This window comes from Rhodococcoides sp. S146-33 (assembly GCF_059489205.1).
This window is the reverse complement of record NZ_JCAJWY010000002.1, coordinates 291,702-310,342: the sequence shown is the minus strand read 5'-3', so window position 1 is coordinate 310,342 and position 18,641 is coordinate 291,702. Positions and strand designations below refer to the sequence as shown.

General features: G+C 64.2%; 18 protein-coding genes. 10 read left to right on the top strand and 8 right to left on the bottom strand.

The features are described 5' to 3' along the window. The first annotated feature begins 21 nt into the window (after positions 1–21). From AC5WEY_RS10150 to AC5WEY_RS10135, 4 genes are all read left to right on the top strand, one after another. The gene (locus tag AC5WEY_RS10150; protein ID WP_495645814.1) at positions 22–1,008 is read left to right on the top strand and encodes a WcbI family polysaccharide biosynthesis putative acetyltransferase; all 987 of its coding nucleotides are present in this window, start codon (positions 22–24) and stop codon (positions 1,006–1,008) included. A gap of 23 nt (positions 1,009–1,031) precedes the next feature. Next, positions 1,032–3,326 (top strand): glycosyltransferase, encoded by a 2,295-nt coding sequence (locus tag AC5WEY_RS10145; RefSeq protein WP_495645813.1) that lies wholly within the window; start codon positions 1,032–1,034, stop codon positions 3,324–3,326. A 97-nt stretch (positions 3,327–3,423) separates the two neighbouring features. After that, positions 3,424–3,654 (top strand): hypothetical protein, encoded by a 231-nt coding sequence (locus tag AC5WEY_RS10140; RefSeq protein WP_495645812.1) that lies wholly within the window; start codon positions 3,424–3,426, stop codon positions 3,652–3,654. Between the two features lie 97 nt (positions 3,655–3,751). After that, the gene (locus AC5WEY_RS10135; protein ID WP_495645811.1) at positions 3,752–4,465 is read left to right on the top strand and encodes a CDP-alcohol phosphatidyltransferase family protein; all 714 of its coding nucleotides are present in this window, start codon (positions 3,752–3,754) and stop codon (positions 4,463–4,465) included. Here the strand turns inward: AC5WEY_RS10135 and AC5WEY_RS10130 are convergent. Next, on the bottom strand, positions 4,413–5,249 hold the full coding sequence (locus AC5WEY_RS10130; protein ID WP_495645810.1) for a YihY/virulence factor BrkB family protein: 837 nt from the start codon (positions 5,247–5,249) through the stop codon (positions 4,413–4,415). The two genes, AC5WEY_RS10135 and AC5WEY_RS10130, sit on opposite strands and share 53 nt — an antisense overlap. 33 nt (positions 5,250–5,282) lie before the next feature. Next, positions 5,283–5,675 carry an OsmC family protein gene (locus tag AC5WEY_RS10125; protein ID WP_495645809.1) on the bottom strand — a complete coding sequence of 131 codons (393 nt, stop codon included), beginning with the start codon at positions 5,673–5,675 and terminating at the stop codon, positions 5,283–5,285. Between the two features lie 204 nt (positions 5,676–5,879). Between AC5WEY_RS10125 and AC5WEY_RS10120 the strand changes: the two genes are divergently transcribed. Then, the gene (locus AC5WEY_RS10120; protein WP_057475814.1) at positions 5,880–6,833 is read left to right on the top strand and encodes a hypothetical protein; all 954 of its coding nucleotides are present in this window, start codon (positions 5,880–5,882) and stop codon (positions 6,831–6,833) included. A gap of 75 nt (positions 6,834–6,908) precedes the next feature. On the opposite strand, the gene AC5WEY_RS10115 is transcribed toward AC5WEY_RS10120, so the two are convergent. After that, positions 6,909–8,090 carry a zinc-dependent alcohol dehydrogenase gene (locus AC5WEY_RS10115; RefSeq protein ID WP_495645808.1) on the bottom strand — a complete coding sequence of 394 codons (1,182 nt, stop codon included), beginning with the start codon at positions 8,088–8,090 and terminating at the stop codon, positions 6,909–6,911. A gap of 125 nt (positions 8,091–8,215) precedes the next feature. On the opposite strand from AC5WEY_RS10115, the gene AC5WEY_RS10110 reads away from it, so the two are divergent. Further along, complete coding sequence (locus AC5WEY_RS10110; RefSeq protein ID WP_495645807.1) at positions 8,216–9,223, top strand: iron-containing redox enzyme family protein; 1,008 nt, start codon at positions 8,216–8,218, stop codon at positions 9,221–9,223. Here AC5WEY_RS10110 and AC5WEY_RS10105 read toward each other — a convergent pair. Next, the gene (locus AC5WEY_RS10105) at positions 9,178–9,483 is read right to left on the bottom strand and encodes a CDGSH iron-sulfur domain-containing protein (RefSeq protein WP_495645806.1); all 306 of its coding nucleotides are present in this window, start codon (positions 9,481–9,483) and stop codon (positions 9,178–9,180) included. The two genes, AC5WEY_RS10110 and AC5WEY_RS10105, sit on opposite strands and share 46 nt — an antisense overlap. Then, positions 9,470–10,153: a HemK2/MTQ2 family protein methyltransferase gene (locus AC5WEY_RS10100; RefSeq protein ID WP_495645805.1), complete on the bottom strand. Its 684-nt coding sequence runs from the start codon at positions 10,151–10,153 to the stop codon at positions 9,470–9,472. Before AC5WEY_RS10100 ends, AC5WEY_RS10105 begins: the two co-directional genes overlap by 14 nt. Before the next feature lie 246 nt (positions 10,154–10,399). Here AC5WEY_RS10100 and AC5WEY_RS10095 point away from each other — a divergent pair, with 246 nt between their 5' ends. Together AC5WEY_RS10095 and AC5WEY_RS10090 are read left to right on the top strand one after the other, a co-directional pair. After that, positions 10,400–10,819 (top strand): hypothetical protein, encoded by a 420-nt coding sequence (locus tag AC5WEY_RS10095; RefSeq protein WP_495645804.1) that lies wholly within the window; start codon positions 10,400–10,402, stop codon positions 10,817–10,819. After that, positions 10,816–12,045: an NAD(P)/FAD-dependent oxidoreductase gene (locus AC5WEY_RS10090; RefSeq protein WP_495645803.1), complete on the top strand. Its 1,230-nt coding sequence runs from the start codon at positions 10,816–10,818 to the stop codon at positions 12,043–12,045. The genes AC5WEY_RS10095 and AC5WEY_RS10090 overlap by 4 nt, the downstream gene beginning before the upstream one ends. 17 nt (positions 12,046–12,062) lie before the next feature. Here AC5WEY_RS10090 and glsA read toward each other — a convergent pair whose 3' ends face one another. Further along, a complete protein-coding gene (glsA, locus tag AC5WEY_RS10085; RefSeq protein ID WP_495645802.1) occupies positions 12,063–13,268 on the bottom strand; it encodes a glutaminase A in 1,206 nt (401 codons plus the stop codon). Positions 13,269–13,314: 46 nt separating this feature from the next. Next, positions 13,315–13,446 carry a hypothetical protein gene (locus AC5WEY_RS10080; RefSeq protein WP_268793482.1) on the bottom strand — a complete coding sequence of 44 codons (132 nt, stop codon included), beginning with the start codon at positions 13,444–13,446 and terminating at the stop codon, positions 13,315–13,317. Positions 13,447–13,661: 215 nt separating this feature from the next. On the opposite strand from AC5WEY_RS10080, the gene AC5WEY_RS10075 reads away from it, so the two are divergent. Next, complete coding sequence (locus tag AC5WEY_RS10075; RefSeq protein ID WP_495645801.1) at positions 13,662–15,848, top strand: molybdopterin cofactor-binding domain-containing protein; 2,187 nt, start codon at positions 13,662–13,664, stop codon at positions 15,846–15,848. 6 nt (positions 15,849–15,854) lie between these two features. Next, positions 15,855–16,319: a (2Fe-2S)-binding protein gene (locus AC5WEY_RS10070; protein ID WP_082520767.1), complete on the top strand. Its 465-nt coding sequence runs from the start codon at positions 15,855–15,857 to the stop codon at positions 16,317–16,319. A 72-nt stretch (positions 16,320–16,391) separates the two neighbouring features. On the opposite strand, the gene katG is transcribed toward AC5WEY_RS10070, so the two are convergent. Next, on the bottom strand, positions 16,392–18,623 hold the full coding sequence (gene katG / locus AC5WEY_RS10065) for a catalase/peroxidase HPI (protein WP_082520768.1): 2,232 nt from the start codon (positions 18,621–18,623) through the stop codon (positions 16,392–16,394). Between the last annotated feature and the right edge of the window lie 18 nt (positions 18,624–18,641).

The window sequence follows — 18,641 nt, the reverse complement described above, 5'->3', positions numbered from 1 at the left end:
CGGGGTTACCTTGACGAGGAAATGGTCCACTACGAACGAGCACACGACGTCGGGGCAAGCATGGACGGGCGCACCCGCCACTACGGCGAATTCTACGAACTGGCCGAACGAGAACAGGGCATCCACGCCCTGGAACACGACGACCGGCCGCTCCTTCTGGTCTGGGGAAATTGTCAGGCCGAGGCACTGCGCATTCTCCTCGATTCCGATCCGGCCATGCCGCTGCGGACGGTGCGGATACCGCCCGTCCACGAACTCGAGTCCTCGGACTTGCCCTACGTCGACCGGCTCGTGGGCCGAGCGTCGGTCCTTCTCACCCAACCGGTTCGAGCTGGCTATCGTTCGTTACCGCTCGGAGTACCCGATCTGACCGAGACCTTGCCACGCGACGCCACCGTCGTGCGATGGCCGGTGCTCAGATATGCAGGGCTGCATCCCTTTCAGGTCATCGTTCGACATCCGAGCGATCCTGCCGCCGTTCCGAGCCTGGTTCCATACCACGACCTGCGCACAATACTTGCCGCCGACAGCGGACTCGGCGAAGACGACGACTGGGACCGCTCTGTCTCCGGCGACGGTCTGCGGCACGCCGCAGAGGCGAGCCTCGACGAATTACGTCGACGCGAGAGCCGAGATACCGACATTGCAGCGTCCGACCTGTTCGCCGATGCCGGGCGCGCTGCCACCCACACGATCAATCATGCGACCAATGTGGTGCTGACTGCGCTGGCCCAGCGAGTACTCGACCAGCTCGGAACCGGCTGCACCGCCGCGGATCCGGGCCGCGAATTGCTCGGTGGTGTTCGGGCACCGGTCGAGCAACGAGTCCTCGACGCACTCCATCTCGACGGCGATTCACGGCCCGAGTGGTCGGTGGACGGCACGCCGCATTCACCGAGTTCGGTGCACCGCGCCCATCTGCGGTGGTACGCAGCTCATCCAGAATTCGTCGATGCGGCACTGGAACGGCATGCGGAACTGATTCGCATCCTGGGGCTCGTGCCGTGACGCAGGCTGTGCACCATCTCGTCGTGGGCCCTCCTGAGCATGGAGTGATTCGCTGCGCACGCGAACTCGCCTCTGCGACAGCCAGTCCGGTAATCTCGGACTTCGAGGATCTGCCCATCGACATTCCGATACACGTGCACTTCACCGACCGGCTGTTCGGCCGAACCGCAACCGAGGCCGCGGATGCCTTCGTCTCCATTGTGGAGCGGCACCGAGCCCCGGTGACCGTCACACTGCACGACATCCCTCAGGCATCGGACGGAACCGCCTTCGAGGCGCGAACGACATGCTATCGGCGGGTGATGGCCTGTGTATCCGCAGTCGTCGTCTCGAGCAGGCACGAACGACTACTGCTCGACGACATAGCGAACCGTTCCGTCGATGTTCGCGTCGTTCCGCTCCCGATCCACAGTGCGACGCCGAGGCCCGGACGGCGCGCCGCCATGCGCAACGTTGTCGGCGTACTGGGTTTCGTGTACCCGGGCAAGGGCCACGAGGAAGTACTGGAGGCCATGAGACCTCTCGACAATGCCGTCGACCTACTGTCGATCGGATCCGCGTCGCCGGGCCACGAGACCATGATCGACGAACTCACCTGTGCTGCCGAACAAGTCGGCCGATCGTTCGACTCCACCGGCTTCGTTCCCGACGCCGACCTCGACGAACTTCTTCGGTCGATCGCGATACCCGTCGCCTTTCACCGGCACCTGTCGGCATCCGGTTCGATCAACTCCTGGATCGCTGCAGGCCGTCGACCGCTGGTCCCCCGTGGGAGATATGTGGAGGAGATCGAGGCCAATTCTCCAGGCACACTGTGGATCCACGAGAATTCCGTCGACGGACTCGCTGCGGCCATGACCGAAGCGCTCGATCATCCCGACTGGACGTGGCAACAACCCGGCGCCGTTCCCTACCCGACACTCGACCAGGCAGCGGCGCTGTATTCCGCACTGTTTCGCGAACAGAGCGAGCGGACAATTCAGGAGCTGCCCGATGGACGCTGGGTGGTACCGGGCAATCGGTGGGACCTGGTGCCACCCGTCGACCGGAACCCGTCGGTGTCGGTGGTGATCCCGTACTTCGAGCAACAAGGCCGGTTGGAGTTGGTTCTGACCGCGCTGACCGCACAGACGTATCCGGCCTCCCGCATTCACGTGATCGTGGCCGACGACGGTTCCTCCACCGTGCCCGACGTCGATGCGTTTCGTTCCACGCTCGACGTCACCGTCGTACGACAGTCCGACATGGGGTTTCGTGCTGCAGCTGCCCGCAATCTCGGCGCGTCGGCCGCCCACGGTGAGGTCCTGTGTTTCCTCGACGCGGATACCGTTCCCGAGCCCGGGTACATCGCTGAATCGGCTCGGCTGCTCGCGGCCCTGCCCGACGCCCTCGCCGTCGGACGTCGACGCCATGCCGACATGGCGGGCTGGACCTCGAGTGATGTGGCGGAGTGGCTCGGCGGACGATCGGCCGGACCGCCCGAGTTGACGGAACCGCGGTGGCTCCGAGACGGATACGCAGGATCGCGCGACTTGCTCGACGCCGATCGACGCTCGTATCGGTACATCATCAGCGCGGTCATGTCCTGTACTCGGCAGCTCTTCACGGAGATCGGCGGGTTCGACGAGAGCATCGTCGGATACGGCGGAGAGGACTGGGATTTCGCGCACCGCGCCTACGACGCCGGAGCCGTCCTGGCACACCTTCCGCGCGCGGTCGCCTGGCACGACGGGCCGGAATGGGCCGAGCGGACGGGCGGAGACCGCGAACGCAAGAACCTCGAGGCGATGACGCTGGCGTCACGGATCACCGACCCGGCGGCGCGCACCCACGGTCTGATCTACGCCGTGCCCGAAATCGTCGTGGTCGTGAATTCCGCGGGGCACAGCTCGGCGTCTCTGCTTCGCACCGTCGGATCCGTTCTTCGCGGAAGCGATTGCGCGGTATGGCTTCAGGGTCCCGACGCAGCTGAGTTGCGACGGCCGTGGGGGGACGTCGATCCGCGGGTGAAGCACGGGCAGCCGAACGACACCGGCCGCAGCCACGCTGTTGTGCAGGTGCACGGCCCGGTGCTGTTCGGCGAGTACGCCCTGCGTCGAATGCTCGCCACCGGGGCCGATCGAATGATCGTGGACGTCGGGGGTACGGGAGTCGTCGAATTGAGCACATCTCGGTCCAATGCACGTGCAGCGCGGTGGGCAGCGGCTCTGGGGCGCACACCGGAGGACGTTGCCGACGATATGTTCGGCCGTATGCACCGCACCGGTGTCGAATTCGGGCTCTCGATCGGCGAGCAGCAGCCGAATCTGGCCTGGTGACGAGCAATACCGTGTCGAGCAAACGATTCAACGAAGGCCTGGGACGTATACGTGTCGAGGCTCGTCGGGACGAAGTGAAGAGCAAGGTCGGATGAAGATGAACAGAACGCTGTATTCGATGATCTGCATGATGGCGATCATCGCTTTTGTCGCATTGCTGTGGGGCACAGTCGGTTACGTCTATGCCGATTCCCACCCGTTACGCCGCGCGGCGTTCGTCGGTGGCGGAGTGCTGGTCTCGGGATGGCTGATCGTGCTCGTTGCCGCAGGCGTCAAGATCTCTCGGTTGAAGGCCCGCAGACGAGAGAGCAACTCCGACAACGATTGAGAACGTCGGCGACGGGTATTCGGTTTCGAAGTCTCGACGCGCACCGTCCTGCTCGGCGCTCGGCCGAGTTCCCAGCAACACCGAGCAAGGATCGTCGATGGTCAGTCAGCACAGTGTGTCCGGTCAGCGGGATTCCGCGAGTCACCCGGCGACTCGCGACGAATACCTGGCGACCTGGTCGACGCTGCACAACGGCATCGATCCGTCGTCGTCGGTGTTGGTCAGATGGTGGCTCCGGGTGGTCTACACACTGAGTGCGCCGTTGGTTCGCGCATCCGTGTCCGCCCATGCCGTCACCTTCACCGCTGTTGTCGTGGCCGGCGCGGCAGTCGCTCTGTCTCGGCCCGGCACCTCGGCACCCCTGCTCGCGGCAGTGCTCATCGCGTTTTCGGGCCTGCTCGACAGCATCGACGGCGGCGTCGCGATGATCGGCAGATCCCAGTCACAATGGGGTTATCTCCTCGATACGGTCGCAGATCGCTGCAGCGATCTGCTGTTGCTCGCGAGCGGCTTCGCGTTGGGAGCCCCGATGCCCCTGGTCGTCGCGGTCGGGGTGACGACTCTCCTGCACGAGATGGCGCGAGCCCGGGCCGTCGGTGCCGGCATACCCGACGTCGGATTTCTGACGGTATGGGAGCGCCCTTCCCGAGTTATCGCTGCTGCAGTCACTGCTACCGTTGCCGGTGCCGCTCCGGCGAGTGCCGGTTCATCGGCGACCATCGGTATTTCCGTGACGTGCACACTGGCCGTTGTCGGCTTCACTCAGTTGATGTTCGGGCTGCATCGTCGGGCCGATCGAACTCCGCGGTGACCAGCCAACCTGCGAGCGCCAAGATGTGGAACACGAACATCCACAGCATGATTGCCACGCCCCCGCCAATCGCGGTGAGACCGCCGAACGGCGCGCCGAGATCCACCGGAATGGCCAGGAACAGAATGAAGCCGTGTACGAACCCGGTGACGATGGACGAGGTGACCAGCGATCCGACGATCAACGCTCGCCAACCCACCGCCCGTGGAGCAATCACTCGGTAGGTCCACGCGAGAGGAACCGACAGAATCAGCCATAGACAGTTGAACCCGAGGAACACGCGCAACGTCATCGCCCCGATCCCGCCGTCGCCGGTTGTCGCCCCCAGTAGCCGCGCAACACACAACACGCCGGCCAGCAGGACCGGGGCGGCCGCGAAGAACGGGACCATCGCCAGTCGGCCACGCCATCCGGTGAACGACTCGCGGGTCGGCGAGAACCGCACGATCGCTCTGCGCAGCCCCTCTCCGTAGAAGGTGGCCGGAAAGATCGATATCAGAATCCCGATCGGGCTCAGCTCGATCCCGGCGGTAGCCAGCCCGTCCACTGCGGCGCGCGCATCCAGCGCGTCGGGCAGCAGCGCCGCCACCGCATCGAACCCGGACCTGACCCACTCCGCCGATACCAGTAGAGCAGTCGCGCGAATGGTGAGTAGCAGCAACGGAACGACAGCGATGACGGCGTAGAACGTGAGTCCACCTGCGATCAGCGTGGTGTCCTCGCGAGCGAACCCGGCTCTGATCGCGGCGAGGCCGCTGCCCGTTCGGGTTCGGATAGTTGTCATGTCGGAAATGTGCCACAGCATCCCGACGAGGTGTCATGCCAGGGTGACGTCGACCCCGTCGATGGACTTGAGGAACGGGCAGATCGACGTCGCCTGTGCCAGCACCGCATCGGGGTCATCCGTGCCGGGCAGCGAGACCGAGAGGGCAAACTTCGCGTCGTATCCGGATGCGTCGGAGTCGGTGAGAACTACGGTGCCCTTGACCGCCAACTCGTCGACGCTGCCACCCACCGTTCCGAGGGCGATTCTCAAGGATTCGACCAAGCAGCTCGCCAGCGCGGCTGCCATGAGCTGCTCAGGATTGGTGCTTCCACCCGGACCGCCGAGCTGTTCGGGTTCACGCACGCTCAGCGAGAGGACGCCGTCGTCGGAGGTGACACCGGTCGCGGAGGCGGACACGGTTGCTGTGTAGAGCTCGGTATTCATGTCTGTTGGATGTCCATTGACAGGTAGATCGAAACCGACGCGCAGCGTCGAGCCGCGATCGCCGGACGATCGTGTCGATGTTCACAAATCAGCTGCGGCCGTTTGACCGAACCTACTCACGGGTAATGAGTTTTCAGGGCCGAGTACGACCCTGTAACCCACAGGCCTCGGCCATTTATCGACCACAACCGAAAGGGGAGCACCATGAGCACATCCACTTTGATCGCCCAGTTGCGCGTCGCGTTGCAGCTGACGAACACGGAAATCCAGATCGCGGAAACTCGCGTCGTTCAGGCGCGCACCGAGGCGGTTCGTCGAGAACTTGCACAGAACGCCGCGAACGGTCGCGATCGCGCCGCAGCCATAGAAGAGGCCCTCCGCGGTCTCGGCGGCCTGCCCGATCTCGTGTCGCCATTCCTGGGACGCACACTCGCTGCCGTCAAGGCCGTCGCCGAGCAGGCTCAGCCGTTCGACGAGGCCCTGCTGGGCGATCTCGCCCTCGAGCAGCAGCTGCTCGGCCGCGCCAAGTACATCAAGGCGCTGGCAACCGCTGCGCACGAGCCGTCCGTGGTTGCTCTGGCGACTCGACTGGCCACTGCCCACACGGCCACAGTCGAGTGGATCGAAACGGTCCTCGCAGAAGACGCACTGGGCGGACCCGCGGCACTGCGTCGCACTCCGTTCCAGGCCGCCGCAGGTACCGCGGTCAAGATCGTCAACGCGCCGGCAACGTGGTCGGCACGAGGCATCGACCGCGCGCTGGATGCAGCTCGCGCCACCCCGGACCGCCTCAGCGCACTGCTCGGCCGCGGCGCACATGCCGGTGACGTCGCAGTCAAGACACTGACCGCGAGCCGCGATGCAGCACTCGAAGCTGCCGAGGACGTCACCCGCAGCGAAGGAGTCGACGCCGTCGCCGACGCGATCCACACTGCCCGTACGGCCAGCGGGACCCTCGATGCCGATGAGCTACCGATCGCAGATTACGACGATCTCAACGTCTCGGACGCGGTCGCCGCGATCAAGGACCTCACTGACCCGACCGACGTTCGCACCGTCGTGACGTACGAGGAGGCACACAAGAACCGCCACGGTGTCGTGTCCGCAGGACAGACGCGCGTGGCAGCAATCGCCAAGGACGTCATCTCCGTCGACTGATGTAGATCGATTCACCCTTTTGCGAATACCGATGCGGCCCGTGAGTTTCCGGGCCGCATCGCTGTATTCGAAGACCTACGGCTTCAGCAGAACCTTGATGGCACCGTCCTGCTTCTTCTGGAAGATGTCGTACGCGTGCGGAGCCTCGTCGAGAGGTAGTTCGTGTGTGGCGAACGAATCGACGCCGAGAGGGTCGTCGTCACCGAGCAACGGCATGATGTCGTCGACCCACTTCTTGATGTTCGCCTGCCCCATGCGAAGCTGAATCTGCTTGTCGAACATGGTCATCAGCGGTAGCGGATCGGCCATGCCGCCGTACACGCCGATGATCGAGATGGTTCCGCCGCGGCGAACGATGTCGATAGCCGAGTACAGCGCACCGAGGCGATCCACACCGGCTTTCTGCATCATCGGAGCTGCAACAGCGTCGGGGAGCATCCCGACTATCTGCTGCGCCATCTTGCCGACCGGTGATCCGTGAGCTTCCATGCCCACCGCATCGATGACGGAGTCCGTTCCCCTGCCGTCGGTCATGTCCCGAATCACGTCGCCGACGCCACCGCTGTGTTCGGCGAGGTTCACCGTTTCGATCCCCCGCGCAGCTGCTCGGGCAAGCCGTTCGGGAACAAGGTCGACCGCGATCACTCGGGCACCTTTGTGCTGCGCGATGCGAGCGGCCATGTCACCGATCGGCCCGAGACCGAGCACGGTCACCGATCCGCCTTGGGGAATCGCTGCGTATTCCACCGACTGCCACGCGGTGGGCAATACGTCCGACAAGTAGACGAATCGCGAGTCCGGCGGTCCCTCGGGGACTTTGATGTGCGTGAACTGCGCCTGTGGAACACGTAGATACTCGGCCTGTCCGCCCGGCACCTGTCCGTACAGCTTGGAAAAGCCGAACAGTGCTGCGCCCATTCCCTGTTCGCGAACCTGTGTGGTCTCGCACTGGGTGTACAGACTCGAATTGCACATGTAGCAATGCCCACACGAGATCTGGAACGGGATGACCACACGGTCTCCGACGGCCAGATCACCGGTGTCCGAACCGACTTCCTCGACGATGCCCATGGGCTCGTGACCCAGGATGTCGCCCTCGTCCATGAAGGCACCGAGAGTTTCGTACAGATGCAGATCGGAGCCGCAGATGTTGGTGGTCGTGATCTTGACGATCGCATCCGTCGGCTGCTCTATCCGCGGATCTGGAACGGTGTCCACGCTGACTTTTCTCTTGCCCTGCCACGTGACTGCGCGCATGAGGTCCTTCCGGTGGATTCGACACCGAAGTTCGATGTCGTGCAGAACGCATTGCCGGTTGTGGCGACTCACAAACACCTGAAAGGACTGCGATTGGTACCGTCCGGCGGTGGGTAGCCTCAGGTATGACCGAGCTTCTCCACGCCCGCCCGACCGTCGCACTCTCTCCAGTCCTGCCGGTACCGTGTGGGCCGATTTCCGAAGCCGTCGTACAGTGCCTGACCACAGGTGAGCCGGGCAAGACCTCGAATTTGCCGACTCTCACGGATGTCGATTCGACGTCACGAGACGTACAACTCGCCCTGTTGATCTGCTACGAATTGCACTATCGCGGCTTCGTCGGCGTTGCCGACGCATGGGAGTGGGACCCTGACCTCCTGCGCCTGCGCGCATCCCTCGAATCCGCTTTTCTCGCGTACGTTCGGGCTCACGTCGAACCCGGGCACGATGCAGCCGCGGAGATGGACTCCCTCTCCGTCGAGGCGACCTCGGGAACCGGCCCTTCGTGGTTTCTGCGCGACGAGGGCTCGTGGGAGCAGATGCGCGAATACTTCGTGCATCGGTCGATCTACCATCTCAAGGAAGCCGATCCGCACGCCTGGGCCATCCCCCGGTTGACCGGTCAAGCCAAAGCCTCTTATGTGGCAGTCGAATTCGATGAATACGGCGGCGGGAAAGGTGACCGTGTTCACCAGAAGCTGTGGGCCGACTCGATGGTGGCCGCCGAACTCGATGCGTCGTACCTCGGCTACGTCGATCGTGTGCCCGCTCAGACTTTGGCGTGGGTGAACCTGATGTCGCTCTTCGGTCTACATAGAAGGCTCCGTGGTGCCACTGTCGGGCACCTTGCCGCCACCGAGATCACGTCGTCGCCGGGCTCACAGCGATACGTACACGGTCTGAAAAGGTTGAAGGCACCCCAGGCCTGCATCGCGTTCTACGCAGAGCACGTCGAGGCGGATGCGATGCACGAGCAGGTGCTCAGACACGATGTCGTCGGGAATCTACTCCGTGACGAGCCCGAACTCGAGGCCGATGTGGTGTTCGGAATGCGCGCACTGGACTTCGTCGAGAACGAACTCGCCGATCACGTCATGTCGCGCTGGTCCACCGGTCGGTCCTCGCTCGACTGAGCCGGACGCTTCTTGGCGCGATGGCTGGTGTCGCACAACGGATAGTTCTTACTCCGCCGGCATGTGCACACCGCCACCGCGAACCTGTCGGAACACACTCGCGTGCCGTCGTCCAAGACGATGTCGACGGGGCCGTCGATGACCATGGGCCCGCCCCTGACGATGCGGACCGTCGTGCGCTTCGTTGTGGACGCCGATGGATCGGCGTTGTCCTCGAGGGCTCTGTCCTCGACGGCGGTGTCGTCGTCATCGGTCGGCACGAATGACCACCAAATCCTCGATGTCGCGAGATGCTTCGAGAAGTCCGACCCGCTCGAGCCAGGCAGCCCTCTCGGTCATGACCGGACCGAACGAGATCGATCGACGTGCCGCAACGGAGACAGTCATGCCCGTACGACGCAGCATCGCCTCTGTTCGTGCAGGGTCGGAATACTCCGACTGCACCACCATGAGGGTCCCGCCGGGAACTAGCAGGTCGTACGCGGCGTCGCACAACGGATCCAACACCACTCGGCCGTCATGGCCGCCGTCCCACGCTCGGTGCGGACCGACGCCGGCGGGCACCGACTCGGATGGCACGTAGGGCGGATTGCACAGAACGACGTCGAACGGATCGAGCACAGACGCGTCCGCGAACGACCCGAGGCGGACGTCGACGTCCACATCGAGGGCAGCTGCATTACGACGAGCGCACGCCACCGCGAGCGGCGAGATGTCGAAGGCCAGCACTTCACGTGCACCCAACGACGCCGCAGCGAGCGCGACGGCACCGCTGCCGGTGCACATATCGAGCACACGGGCACCCCGCACCACCCCTGCCCGTGACGCCATCTCGCACAACAGCCATGAATCATCCTGCGGCTCATACACTCCGGGATCGGCGTGAACCGCGCGGGTGGAATTGAACGTATCGAAATCGGCCGTCGTCATCGAGGTGTCCTCTCGAAAGTCGTCATCGCAAGACGTGCCCTGGCGGGCTGTGTGCCGAGCGTGGACTCCACTCGAAGGTGGGTTTCGTATGCCCGATTGCATCGGCCGCAAACAAGCCGCTTGAAACCGCACGAATCGGGTAGTCCATCGATACCTTGCGGTGAAGAAAATGCCGCCGTTCGGCCGAGTCGGACCCATTTCGTCTGCGTCGGCAACATTGCCGCGTCGTTCTTCGAGGAGATTCTCTTGTCGGTTCTACCGTCCATCGACCCTGTTCCTGCCGTCGTCGTACCGTCGCTTCGGCAGGTGGTTCCGGCACCGACTGCCGGTGCCGGCATTACCGTCACCGAACTCGGGGGTGCCACCGTCGTTCGCGTTGCCGGAGAATTCGGTCGTCAGGATCTCGGCGTGCTGGCCGAGACACTCGGTGAAGCATCGGTCGAAGGCTCGAGGTTGGTGCTCGATCTGACCGCAGTCGACGTGGTGCCCGCGGGCACGGCAGCAATCCTCGATGCCACGTCGATGCACCTGAGCCGGTGGGGCGCTCGTCTGGCTGTGGTCGCCGCTGTCGAGTCGACCCGAGTGCTGGCCGCGGACACACTCGGCCGCACCGTATTTCACACCACAGTCGACGCTGCACTCGCATTCAGAGAGATGTCGGCTTGACCTCGGTTGGCGTCGACGGCCACCACGACGTTCTCGTACTCGGCGGGGGCAACGCGGGCATCAGCGCGGCAGCACGAGCGCTTCGACTCGGTATCGACGACGTGGCAGTCATCGAACCCCAGTCCGTGCACACCTATCAGCCACTGTTGTCGTACGTCGGCGGCGGCCAAGCCCGACTCGGCGACGCGGAGCGAACCCAGCGTTCGGTGATGCCGAAGGGCAGCACCTGGATTCAGGACACGGTAGCCCGAGTCGACGCTAACGACAAGGTGGTTACGACCGCATCCGGTCGGAGCTACGGCTATCGGGACCTGATCATCGGAACCGGTCTGGTGCCCGATCACGACGCGCTGCCCGGGATCGATGACGCCGCCGACTCGTACGCGGTGACGAGCAACTATCTGGGGCGAGCAGAGAAGACCTGGCAACTGATCTCCCACCTGCCGTCGCACGAGGTCGGCGACTCATCCGCGCGCGGGACGGCAGTGTTCACAGTGCCGCGGCCGCCCGTGGGCTGCACCGGAACCACACTGAAACCGTTGTTCCTGGCCGCCGCCCACTGGCGAGCGAAGGGGCAGCTCGCCGACATCGACATCACCCTGGTGATCGACCGCGAGGGGTTACTCGGTGTCCCTCGGCTGGATTCGATGTTGCTCGATCACCTTCGGGCCCTCGACGTGCGGATACTGCACCGCACCGCGGTGACCGCACTGTCCCCCGACACTCGGCAGATCACCGTCACCGATCACCTCGGCACCCAGCAGATCATCGACTACCGAATGCTGCACCTGGTGCCCCCGTTCCGCGGACAGCCGTGGGTCGAGGCGTCGAACCTGGCTTCAGACGGACAACACGGTCTCGTCGACATCGACCCCCACACTCTGCGCCACCGCCGACACAGCGAGATCTGGGCCGCCGGTGACGGTGCCGGAATCGACACCGATTCTTCCGGCGGTGGGCTGAGAAAGCAGATCGCCGTTCTGATCGATAATCTGCTGGCCGCCAGAGCCGGACGAGAACTGTCCTCGTACGACGGGTACACCGTGGCACCGGTGACGACCGACGCCCACCGTCTCGTTGCGGCCGAGTTCGACCGGACCGGGTCGCTCACACCATCGCTACCGTCGTTTCTCGATCCGCTGAAAGCACGACGATCGGCCTGGCTGTTCGACCGCTACGGCCTGCCACTGAGTTACTGGAACATGATTCTCCGCGGACGGCTCTAGACAACACCGCCCAGCAATCAATCGACCTCGACTGCTGCCATCAGGCCATGGGGATCATGGATGTCGACCTCGTGGCCGTCCTCACGCAAACCGGCGGCCGCATCGTCGAGCAGCCGACGGGCGACGTTGTCCATTGCCCGCACGTGGTTCAGATCGAGGGTGATGCGGCGATGAGCACCGATGCCCTCGGCCAGAGTCGTCAGTACCGATTCGGCTCCGGCGAAACGTAGGTCACCTTGCAGGTGCACGATCGTTGCGTCCTCACCCGTCACCTCACGAATGGCCGACGTACCACTCGGTGCCACATGCATCATGTGTAATTCGAGATCCCGAGAAAGACGCTCGAACACCGCGACGCCCCGCACACTGTTGCCGTGTTCGTTCAACTTCGGCGACAGCACGGCCAACCCGACCTGGCCCGGCAGCACACCCACGATCGCACCGGCCACGCCGCTCTTGGCCGGAATCCCGACTGTCGCAACCCAACTGCCCGACCCGTCGTACATCCCGCAGGTGGACATCACCGACAGTACGTGGCGGTTGACTGCGCCGTCGATCAACCGTTCTTCGCTCACGGGATCGACTCCCCCGTTGGCCATTACCGACGCAATGGTGGCCAAATCCACGCAGTTGACGTCGACCGAACATTGACGGGCGTAGCCGTCGACCACCTCGGCCGGATCGGCTGCGAGAATTCCTACGGATTTGAGAAGATGTGCGATCGCGGTGTTGCGATCGTCCGATGCGATCTCGGCTTCGTAGACGGACGTATTGGTGCTCAACTGTCTTCCGGCGCAGCGGCTGTGCAAGTCCCTTACGCGTTCGGCACGCTCCTGGGCCGAGCTCCCGCGAATCATGGAGTGCACAGCGAGTGCGCCTGCATTGATCAGCGGATTGCGCGGCCTGCCAGTGGCGCGTTCGAGCGAGATCTCGTTGAACGAATCGCCCGAAGGTTCGACGTCGGTGGCCTCCAGCATGCGTGCGAGTCCGTTGTCTTCGACAGCCAATGCATAGGCGAGCGCCTTGGAGATGGACTGGATGGAGAACTGGGTATCGCAATCACCTGCGGCATACACCGATCCGCCGACGGTCGCGAGGGCCACCGCGAAAGTATCGGGGTCTGCTCGCTCGAGTTCGGCATTCCCCTTCGCGATTGCCCCGCCGTCGAGTCGACGGCAATCGTCGAGGACGGATTCGAGGTAACGGGTGATCGGTGACTGCATCGTTTCACGCTAACTCGACGAGGAAGTCATTCCCGCATCGAGCGCTTCAGTGCTCGCGCTCCGAGTCCGTCGTCGACGCGCTCTGGAACATCTCCAGGAAGGATCCGAAGCTCTCGCCACCCGCTGCTTTGTCTCGTGTGTCCTGTGCGGGTCCGACCGCCGCATTGTCTGATTCCATGCCTCCGATGCTGCCGTTCGGACATGTCGGAAAATCCAGGCGAAGTATCACGATAGGGCCACAAAGTATAACGAATCGATAACGGCCGCCAAGATACCCGTCGTGACCAGTGACAACTGGCCGACGGTGTTCTCGGGTTCGCGCACGGCCGCCCCTCGACGTACGCGGTTTGTCGGAAGTGCGACGGTAGAGTCGGGCCAGACCGAAGGGACGATGTGACGGACGCGACACCCGGACGGCGCACCGTATCGCGCCGCTCTTTCTTCACCGCTGTGGTGGCGGGCTCGACGCTGATGCTCGTGACGCGGGCCAGGGCCTCGGCAGATCCGGCCCGCATCGATGAACCCGAACAGGTCCTCACCACGCTTCCGGCCGACTCGAATCTGGTGATCCTCGAGGTGCGTGGTGACGGATCCGTGCACTGCGCATTACCCCGTGCCGAGATCGGACAGGGGCTCACCACCTCGGTGGCGATGCTGATCGCAGAAGAGCTGGACATCCCACTCGACAAGACGGTCGTGTCACTCTCCCGCGGCCGGCAAGAACTCATCGGCAACCACTACACAGGCGGCTCCAACTCCATCCAATCTCTGTGGGAGCCCGCTCGGTTCACCGCTGCGACCGCGCGGGCGCGACTGTTACGCGCGGGCGCCGATCGATGGGGTGTCGACGTCGGCACGCTGGGGATCGTCGACGGCGTCGTCAGTGCACCGGACGGACGGGCCGCACACTTCGGCGAGCTGGTGGCCGCGGCGGCGGCTCCGGAACTGCGCTTCGAAGCGATGGACCCGAAGTCGGAGGCAGATCTGCGCGTGGTCGGCACACCGACCACGCGCCAGGATGCTCTCGCGATCGTCACCGGCCGGCTCACCTACACGCTCGATCTCGACGTGCCCGACGCCATGCCGGTCGTCGTCCGGCGCCCACCGACGATCAACGGAACCGTCGCTTCGGTGGACGAGGCGGGGTTGCGAGCGATGCCAGGGGTGATCGATGTCGCGGTCGTGTCCACCGGGGTCGCCATCATGGCGAGAACCTTCGGATACGCGCTCGCCGCGAAGGATGCTGCGGTGGTCACGTGGAACGCCGGAACTATCGACAACGAGTCCACCGGGTCCATTCAGGACCGTCTCCGCCGTAGTACTCCGGCGTTCACCGGCTTCGGCGGAGTGGGTAGGCCCGAGCTGCCGGGCGAGACGAAGCTGAACGTCGATTTCGACTTCGCTCCCGTCTCGCATGCCGCGATGGAAACCAATTCGGCGGTCGCCGACGTGCGATCCGATCGTGCAGACGTCTGGGCGTCGATGCAATTGCCCAACTACGCCGGGCAGAAAATTGCTCTGACACTGGGCATTCCGCTGAATCGGGTCACCACCCATGTGATGAACGGCGGGGGCTCGTTCGGGCGAAGGCTCTACCTCGACGGCCCGCTCGAGGCGGCCGTCATCTCCCGCGCAATGGGCAGACCGGTGCGCTTGATGTGGTCGCGAGTGGACGACATGCGGCACGGCCGCGCCAGGCCCGCGGTACACACCAAGTTCGACGCAGTACTCGCACGCGGCTCGGTGATCTCGTGGGAGCAACGCGTGGCCGCAGTCTGCACCGATTTCGACGGCGGTTTCGGTGACCTCGTCACCGACGCACTGGCACCGTCCCCGCTGATCTCCCAGACGCTGTTCCACAGCACCCGCGACCCGTACTCGTTCACCGAGAGCAGTATCAGAACCCTCGTCGAGGTACCGGTCCAGATGCCCACCGGCAGTTGGCGATCGGTGTTCTCCGGGACCGTACGTACCGCAGCCGAGATCATGGTGGATCGCATCGCCGACGCCCTCGACACCGATCCATTGGAGCTCCGCATCGGTGCGGTGGCGAGCGACCGCCACCGTGACGTCCTGCGCACGCTCGCCGCAGAGGGCAACTGGGGTGCAGATCTCGGCCCCGGCCGCGCGCAGGGCATCGGGTTCCATGCCGAATTCGGTTCCAGTGCGGGATATCTCGTCGAGATCGACGCACAGGACCCGCGGGTGCCCCGCGTGAGTAAGGCCGTCATCGTCGTAGACGTCGGCCGCGTGGTCAACCCTCGCAGCCTCGAGGCTCAAATGATCGGCTGCCTGATGGACGGCATTTCGACCACCCTCAGGGCCGGGCTGCACTACGAGCAGGGGCTACCGCTCGAAGGTAGTTACTCCCAATTCCACTATGCCCGCCAACGCGATTCACCACCGGATGTGCGGGTGGTCATCATGCCTCCCACCACCGAGACCCCCGGTGGCGCAGGAGAACTGGGGGTGCCCGCTGCCGCCGCTGCGGTGGCCAACGCGTACGCACGCGCCACCGGCACCACCCCCACCAGCTTTCCGATCTTGTTCGACGTCGACTTCGAACCGTTCCCGAAATGAGGATCCGTGGCTGAACAGAAGTTCGTCGTCAACGGGGTCGAAGTGTCGGTAGACCTACCCGACGACATGCCGTTGCTCTGGGCCCTGCGAGACGAACTCGGCGTCCGCGGCCCCAAGTACGGGTGCGGCATCGGCGTGTGTCACGCCTGCACCAGTCACCTCGACGGCAAGGAGGTACTCCCCTGTGTCACACCCGTCTCCGATGCCGTCGACAAAGAGGTCACGACCATCGAGGGACTCGCCGACGGCGATGTTCTCCATCCGGTGCAGCAGGCGTGGATCGACGAGGACGTCTCTCAATGCGGTTACTGTCAGCCGGGCCAGATCATGGCTGCCGTTGCTCTCCTGAAGCGCATCCCCGATCCGACCGACGAGGACATCGACACCATCGAAAACGTCTGCCGGTGTGGTACCTATCCCCGAATTCGACGGGCCATCAAGGCAGCCGCGAAAGCGATGTCGCAGGGCTGATCGAACGCTTTCTGCCACAGCACAACACCCCGCAAACCACAGGTTCGCGGGGTGTTGTGTGTACTACTCGATTCAGCTCAGTTCGAAGCGATCGAGCATCATGACCTTGTCCCACGCCGCAACGAAGTCGCGGACGAACTTCTCCTTGGCGTCGTCGCAGGCGTACACCTCTGCGATGGCGCGCAACTCGGAGTTCGAGCCGAAGACCAGGTCGTTACGAGTTCCGGTCCACTTCTTCTCACCGGTAGCGGCATCCTTGGCCTCGTAGATGCCCTCCTCGGCGGCGGGAACCCACTCGGTGCCCATGTCGAGGAGGTTGACGAAGAAGTCGTTGGTGAGCGTGCCGACCTTGTCGGTCAGAACGCCGTGGGTCGACTGCTTGAAGTTTGCTCCGAGCACGCGCAGACCACCGACGAGCACGGTCATCTCGGGTGCACTGAGCGAGAGCAGGTTTGCCCGATCGACCAGGTTGAACTCGGCCGGCAGCTTCTGGCCCTTGCCCAGGAAGTTACGGAAACCGTCGACCTTGGGCTCCAGATCGGAGAACGAGTCGACGTCCGTCTTCTCCTGCGTGGCATCCATGCGGCCCGGGGTGAACGGGACCGTGATGTCGACGCCGGCGTTCTTGGCGGCCTGCTCGACGGCTGCGACGCCACCGAGTACCACGAGGTCGGCGAAGGACACAGTTCCGGAGAACGACTGCTGGATTCCTTCGAGAACGCGGATGACCTGTGCGAGCTCGTCGGGCTCGTTGACCTCCCAGCCGGCCTGCGGCTGCAGACGCAGACGGCCACCGTTGGCACCGCCGCGCTTGTCACTGACGCGGAACGACGACGCCGCCGCCCACGCAGCCGAGATCAGCTGATCCTGAGTCAATTCGGATCCGAGGATGGCCTGCTTCAGTTCGGCGATCTGTGCGTCACCGATCAGCTCGTGATCGACGGCCGGGATCGGGTCCTGCCAGAGCAGGGGCTCCGCCGGAACCTCGGGGCCGAGGTAACGCGTGACCGGTCCCATGTCGCGGTGGGTGAGCTTGAACCAGGCCTTCTGGAATTCCTCTGCGAGCTCCTCTGGATGGTCGAGCCACCGCCGGGTGATCTGCTCGTAGATCGGGTCGACGCGCATCGCGATGTCGGAGGTGAGCATCGACGGGTGACGACGCTTGGAGGGATCGGCGGGGTCGGGAACGAGGTCCGCACCTTCGCCGTTCTTCGGGCGCCACTGGTGCGCGCCGCCCGGGCTCTTGTAGAGCTCCCACTCGAATCCGTACAGCGTCTCGAGGAAGCTGTTGTCCCACTGCGTGGGCGTCGGGGTCCAGATGACCTCGAGACCACTGGTGATCGCGTCTGCGCCGACGCCGCTCTGGAAGCTGTTCTTCCAGCCGAGACCCATCTGTTCGATGGGAGCGCCTTCGGGCTCTGCCCCGATGTGCGCGTCGGGATCGGCAGCGCCGTGTGTCTTGCCGAACGTGTGTCCACCGACAGCCAATGCGGCGGTCTCGATGTCGTTCATGGCCATGCGGCCGAACGTCTCGCGGATGTCCAGTGCGGACTGCACGGGATCCGGGTTACCGTTCGGGCCTTCGGGGTTGACGTAGATCAGGCCCATCTGCACTGCGGCCAACGGGTTGTCGAGGGTCGTGCGATCACCGTGGTAGCGCTCGTCGCCCAACCAGGTCTGCTCCGGGCCCCAGTAGACGTCCTCGTCCGGCTCCCAGGCGTCGACGCGTCCGCCGGCGAAGCCGTAGGTCGGCAGACCCATCGACTCGATGGCGACGTTGCCGGTGAGCACGATCAGGTCGGCCCAGGAGAGCTTGCGTCCGTACTTCTGCTTGACCGGCCAGACGAGGCGGCGTGCCTTGTCGAGCGAGGCATTGTCGGGCCAGCTGTTCAGCGGCGCGAAGCGCTGCATACCTGCTCCGGCACCGCCGCGTCCGTCCTGCTTGCGGTAGGTGCCCGCTGCGTGCCACGCCATGCGAATGAAGAAGGGGCCGTAGTGGCCGAAGTCCGCGGGCCACCAGGGCTGCGAGTTCGTCATCAGGGCTTCGATGTCGCGCTTGACCTCAGCGAGATCGAGAGAGTTGAACTCGGCTGCGTAGTCGAAGTCCGGCCCCATGGGGTCGCCGACTGCCGGGTTCTTCTTGAGGATCTTCAGATTCAGCGACTTCGGCCACCACTCACGATTGCTACCGCCTTCGACGGGCATCGGCATCGAGTCGTGCATGACCGGACACTTGCCGCCGCCACCATCCTGCGGCTGATCCTCGTTCATCTCTTTTTCGCGTGTTACGTGGTCTTCAGACACGTGCTTCCTTCCAAGTTA

Bases quoted from the DNA above. Each gene is read 5' to 3' on its own strand.
- AC5WEY_RS10150 (WP_495645814.1), top strand. From the start codon at position 22: ATGGTCCACTACGAACGAGCACACGACGTCGGGGCAAGCATGGACGGG.
- AC5WEY_RS10140 (WP_495645812.1), top strand. From the start codon at position 3,424: ATGAACAGAACGCTGTATTCGATGATCTGCATGATGGCGATCATCGCT.
- AC5WEY_RS10135 (WP_495645811.1), top strand. From the start codon at position 3,752: ATGGTCAGTCAGCACAGTGTGTCCGGTCAGCGGGATTCCGCGAGTCAC.
- AC5WEY_RS10130 (WP_495645810.1), bottom strand. From the start codon at position 5,249: ATGACAACTATCCGAACCCGAACGGGCAGCGGCCTCGCCGCGATCAGA.
- AC5WEY_RS10125 (WP_495645809.1), bottom strand. From the start codon at position 5,675: ATGAATACCGAGCTCTACACAGCAACCGTGTCCGCCTCCGCGACCGGT.
- AC5WEY_RS10120 (WP_057475814.1), top strand. From the start codon at position 5,880: ATGAGCACATCCACTTTGATCGCCCAGTTGCGCGTCGCGTTGCAGCTG.
- AC5WEY_RS10115 (WP_495645808.1), bottom strand. From the start codon at position 8,090: ATGCGCGCAGTCACGTGGCAGGGCAAGAGAAAAGTCAGCGTGGACACC.
- AC5WEY_RS10110 (WP_495645807.1), top strand. From the start codon at position 8,216: ATGACCGAGCTTCTCCACGCCCGCCCGACCGTCGCACTCTCTCCAGTC.
- AC5WEY_RS10100 (WP_495645805.1), bottom strand. From the start codon at position 10,153: ATGACGACGGCCGATTTCGATACGTTCAATTCCACCCGCGCGGTTCAC.
- glsA (WP_495645802.1), bottom strand. From the start codon at position 13,268: ATGCAGTCACCGATCACCCGTTACCTCGAATCCGTCCTCGACGATTGC.
- AC5WEY_RS10080 (WP_268793482.1), bottom strand. From the start codon at position 13,446: ATGGAATCAGACAATGCGGCGGTCGGACCCGCACAGGACACACGAGAC.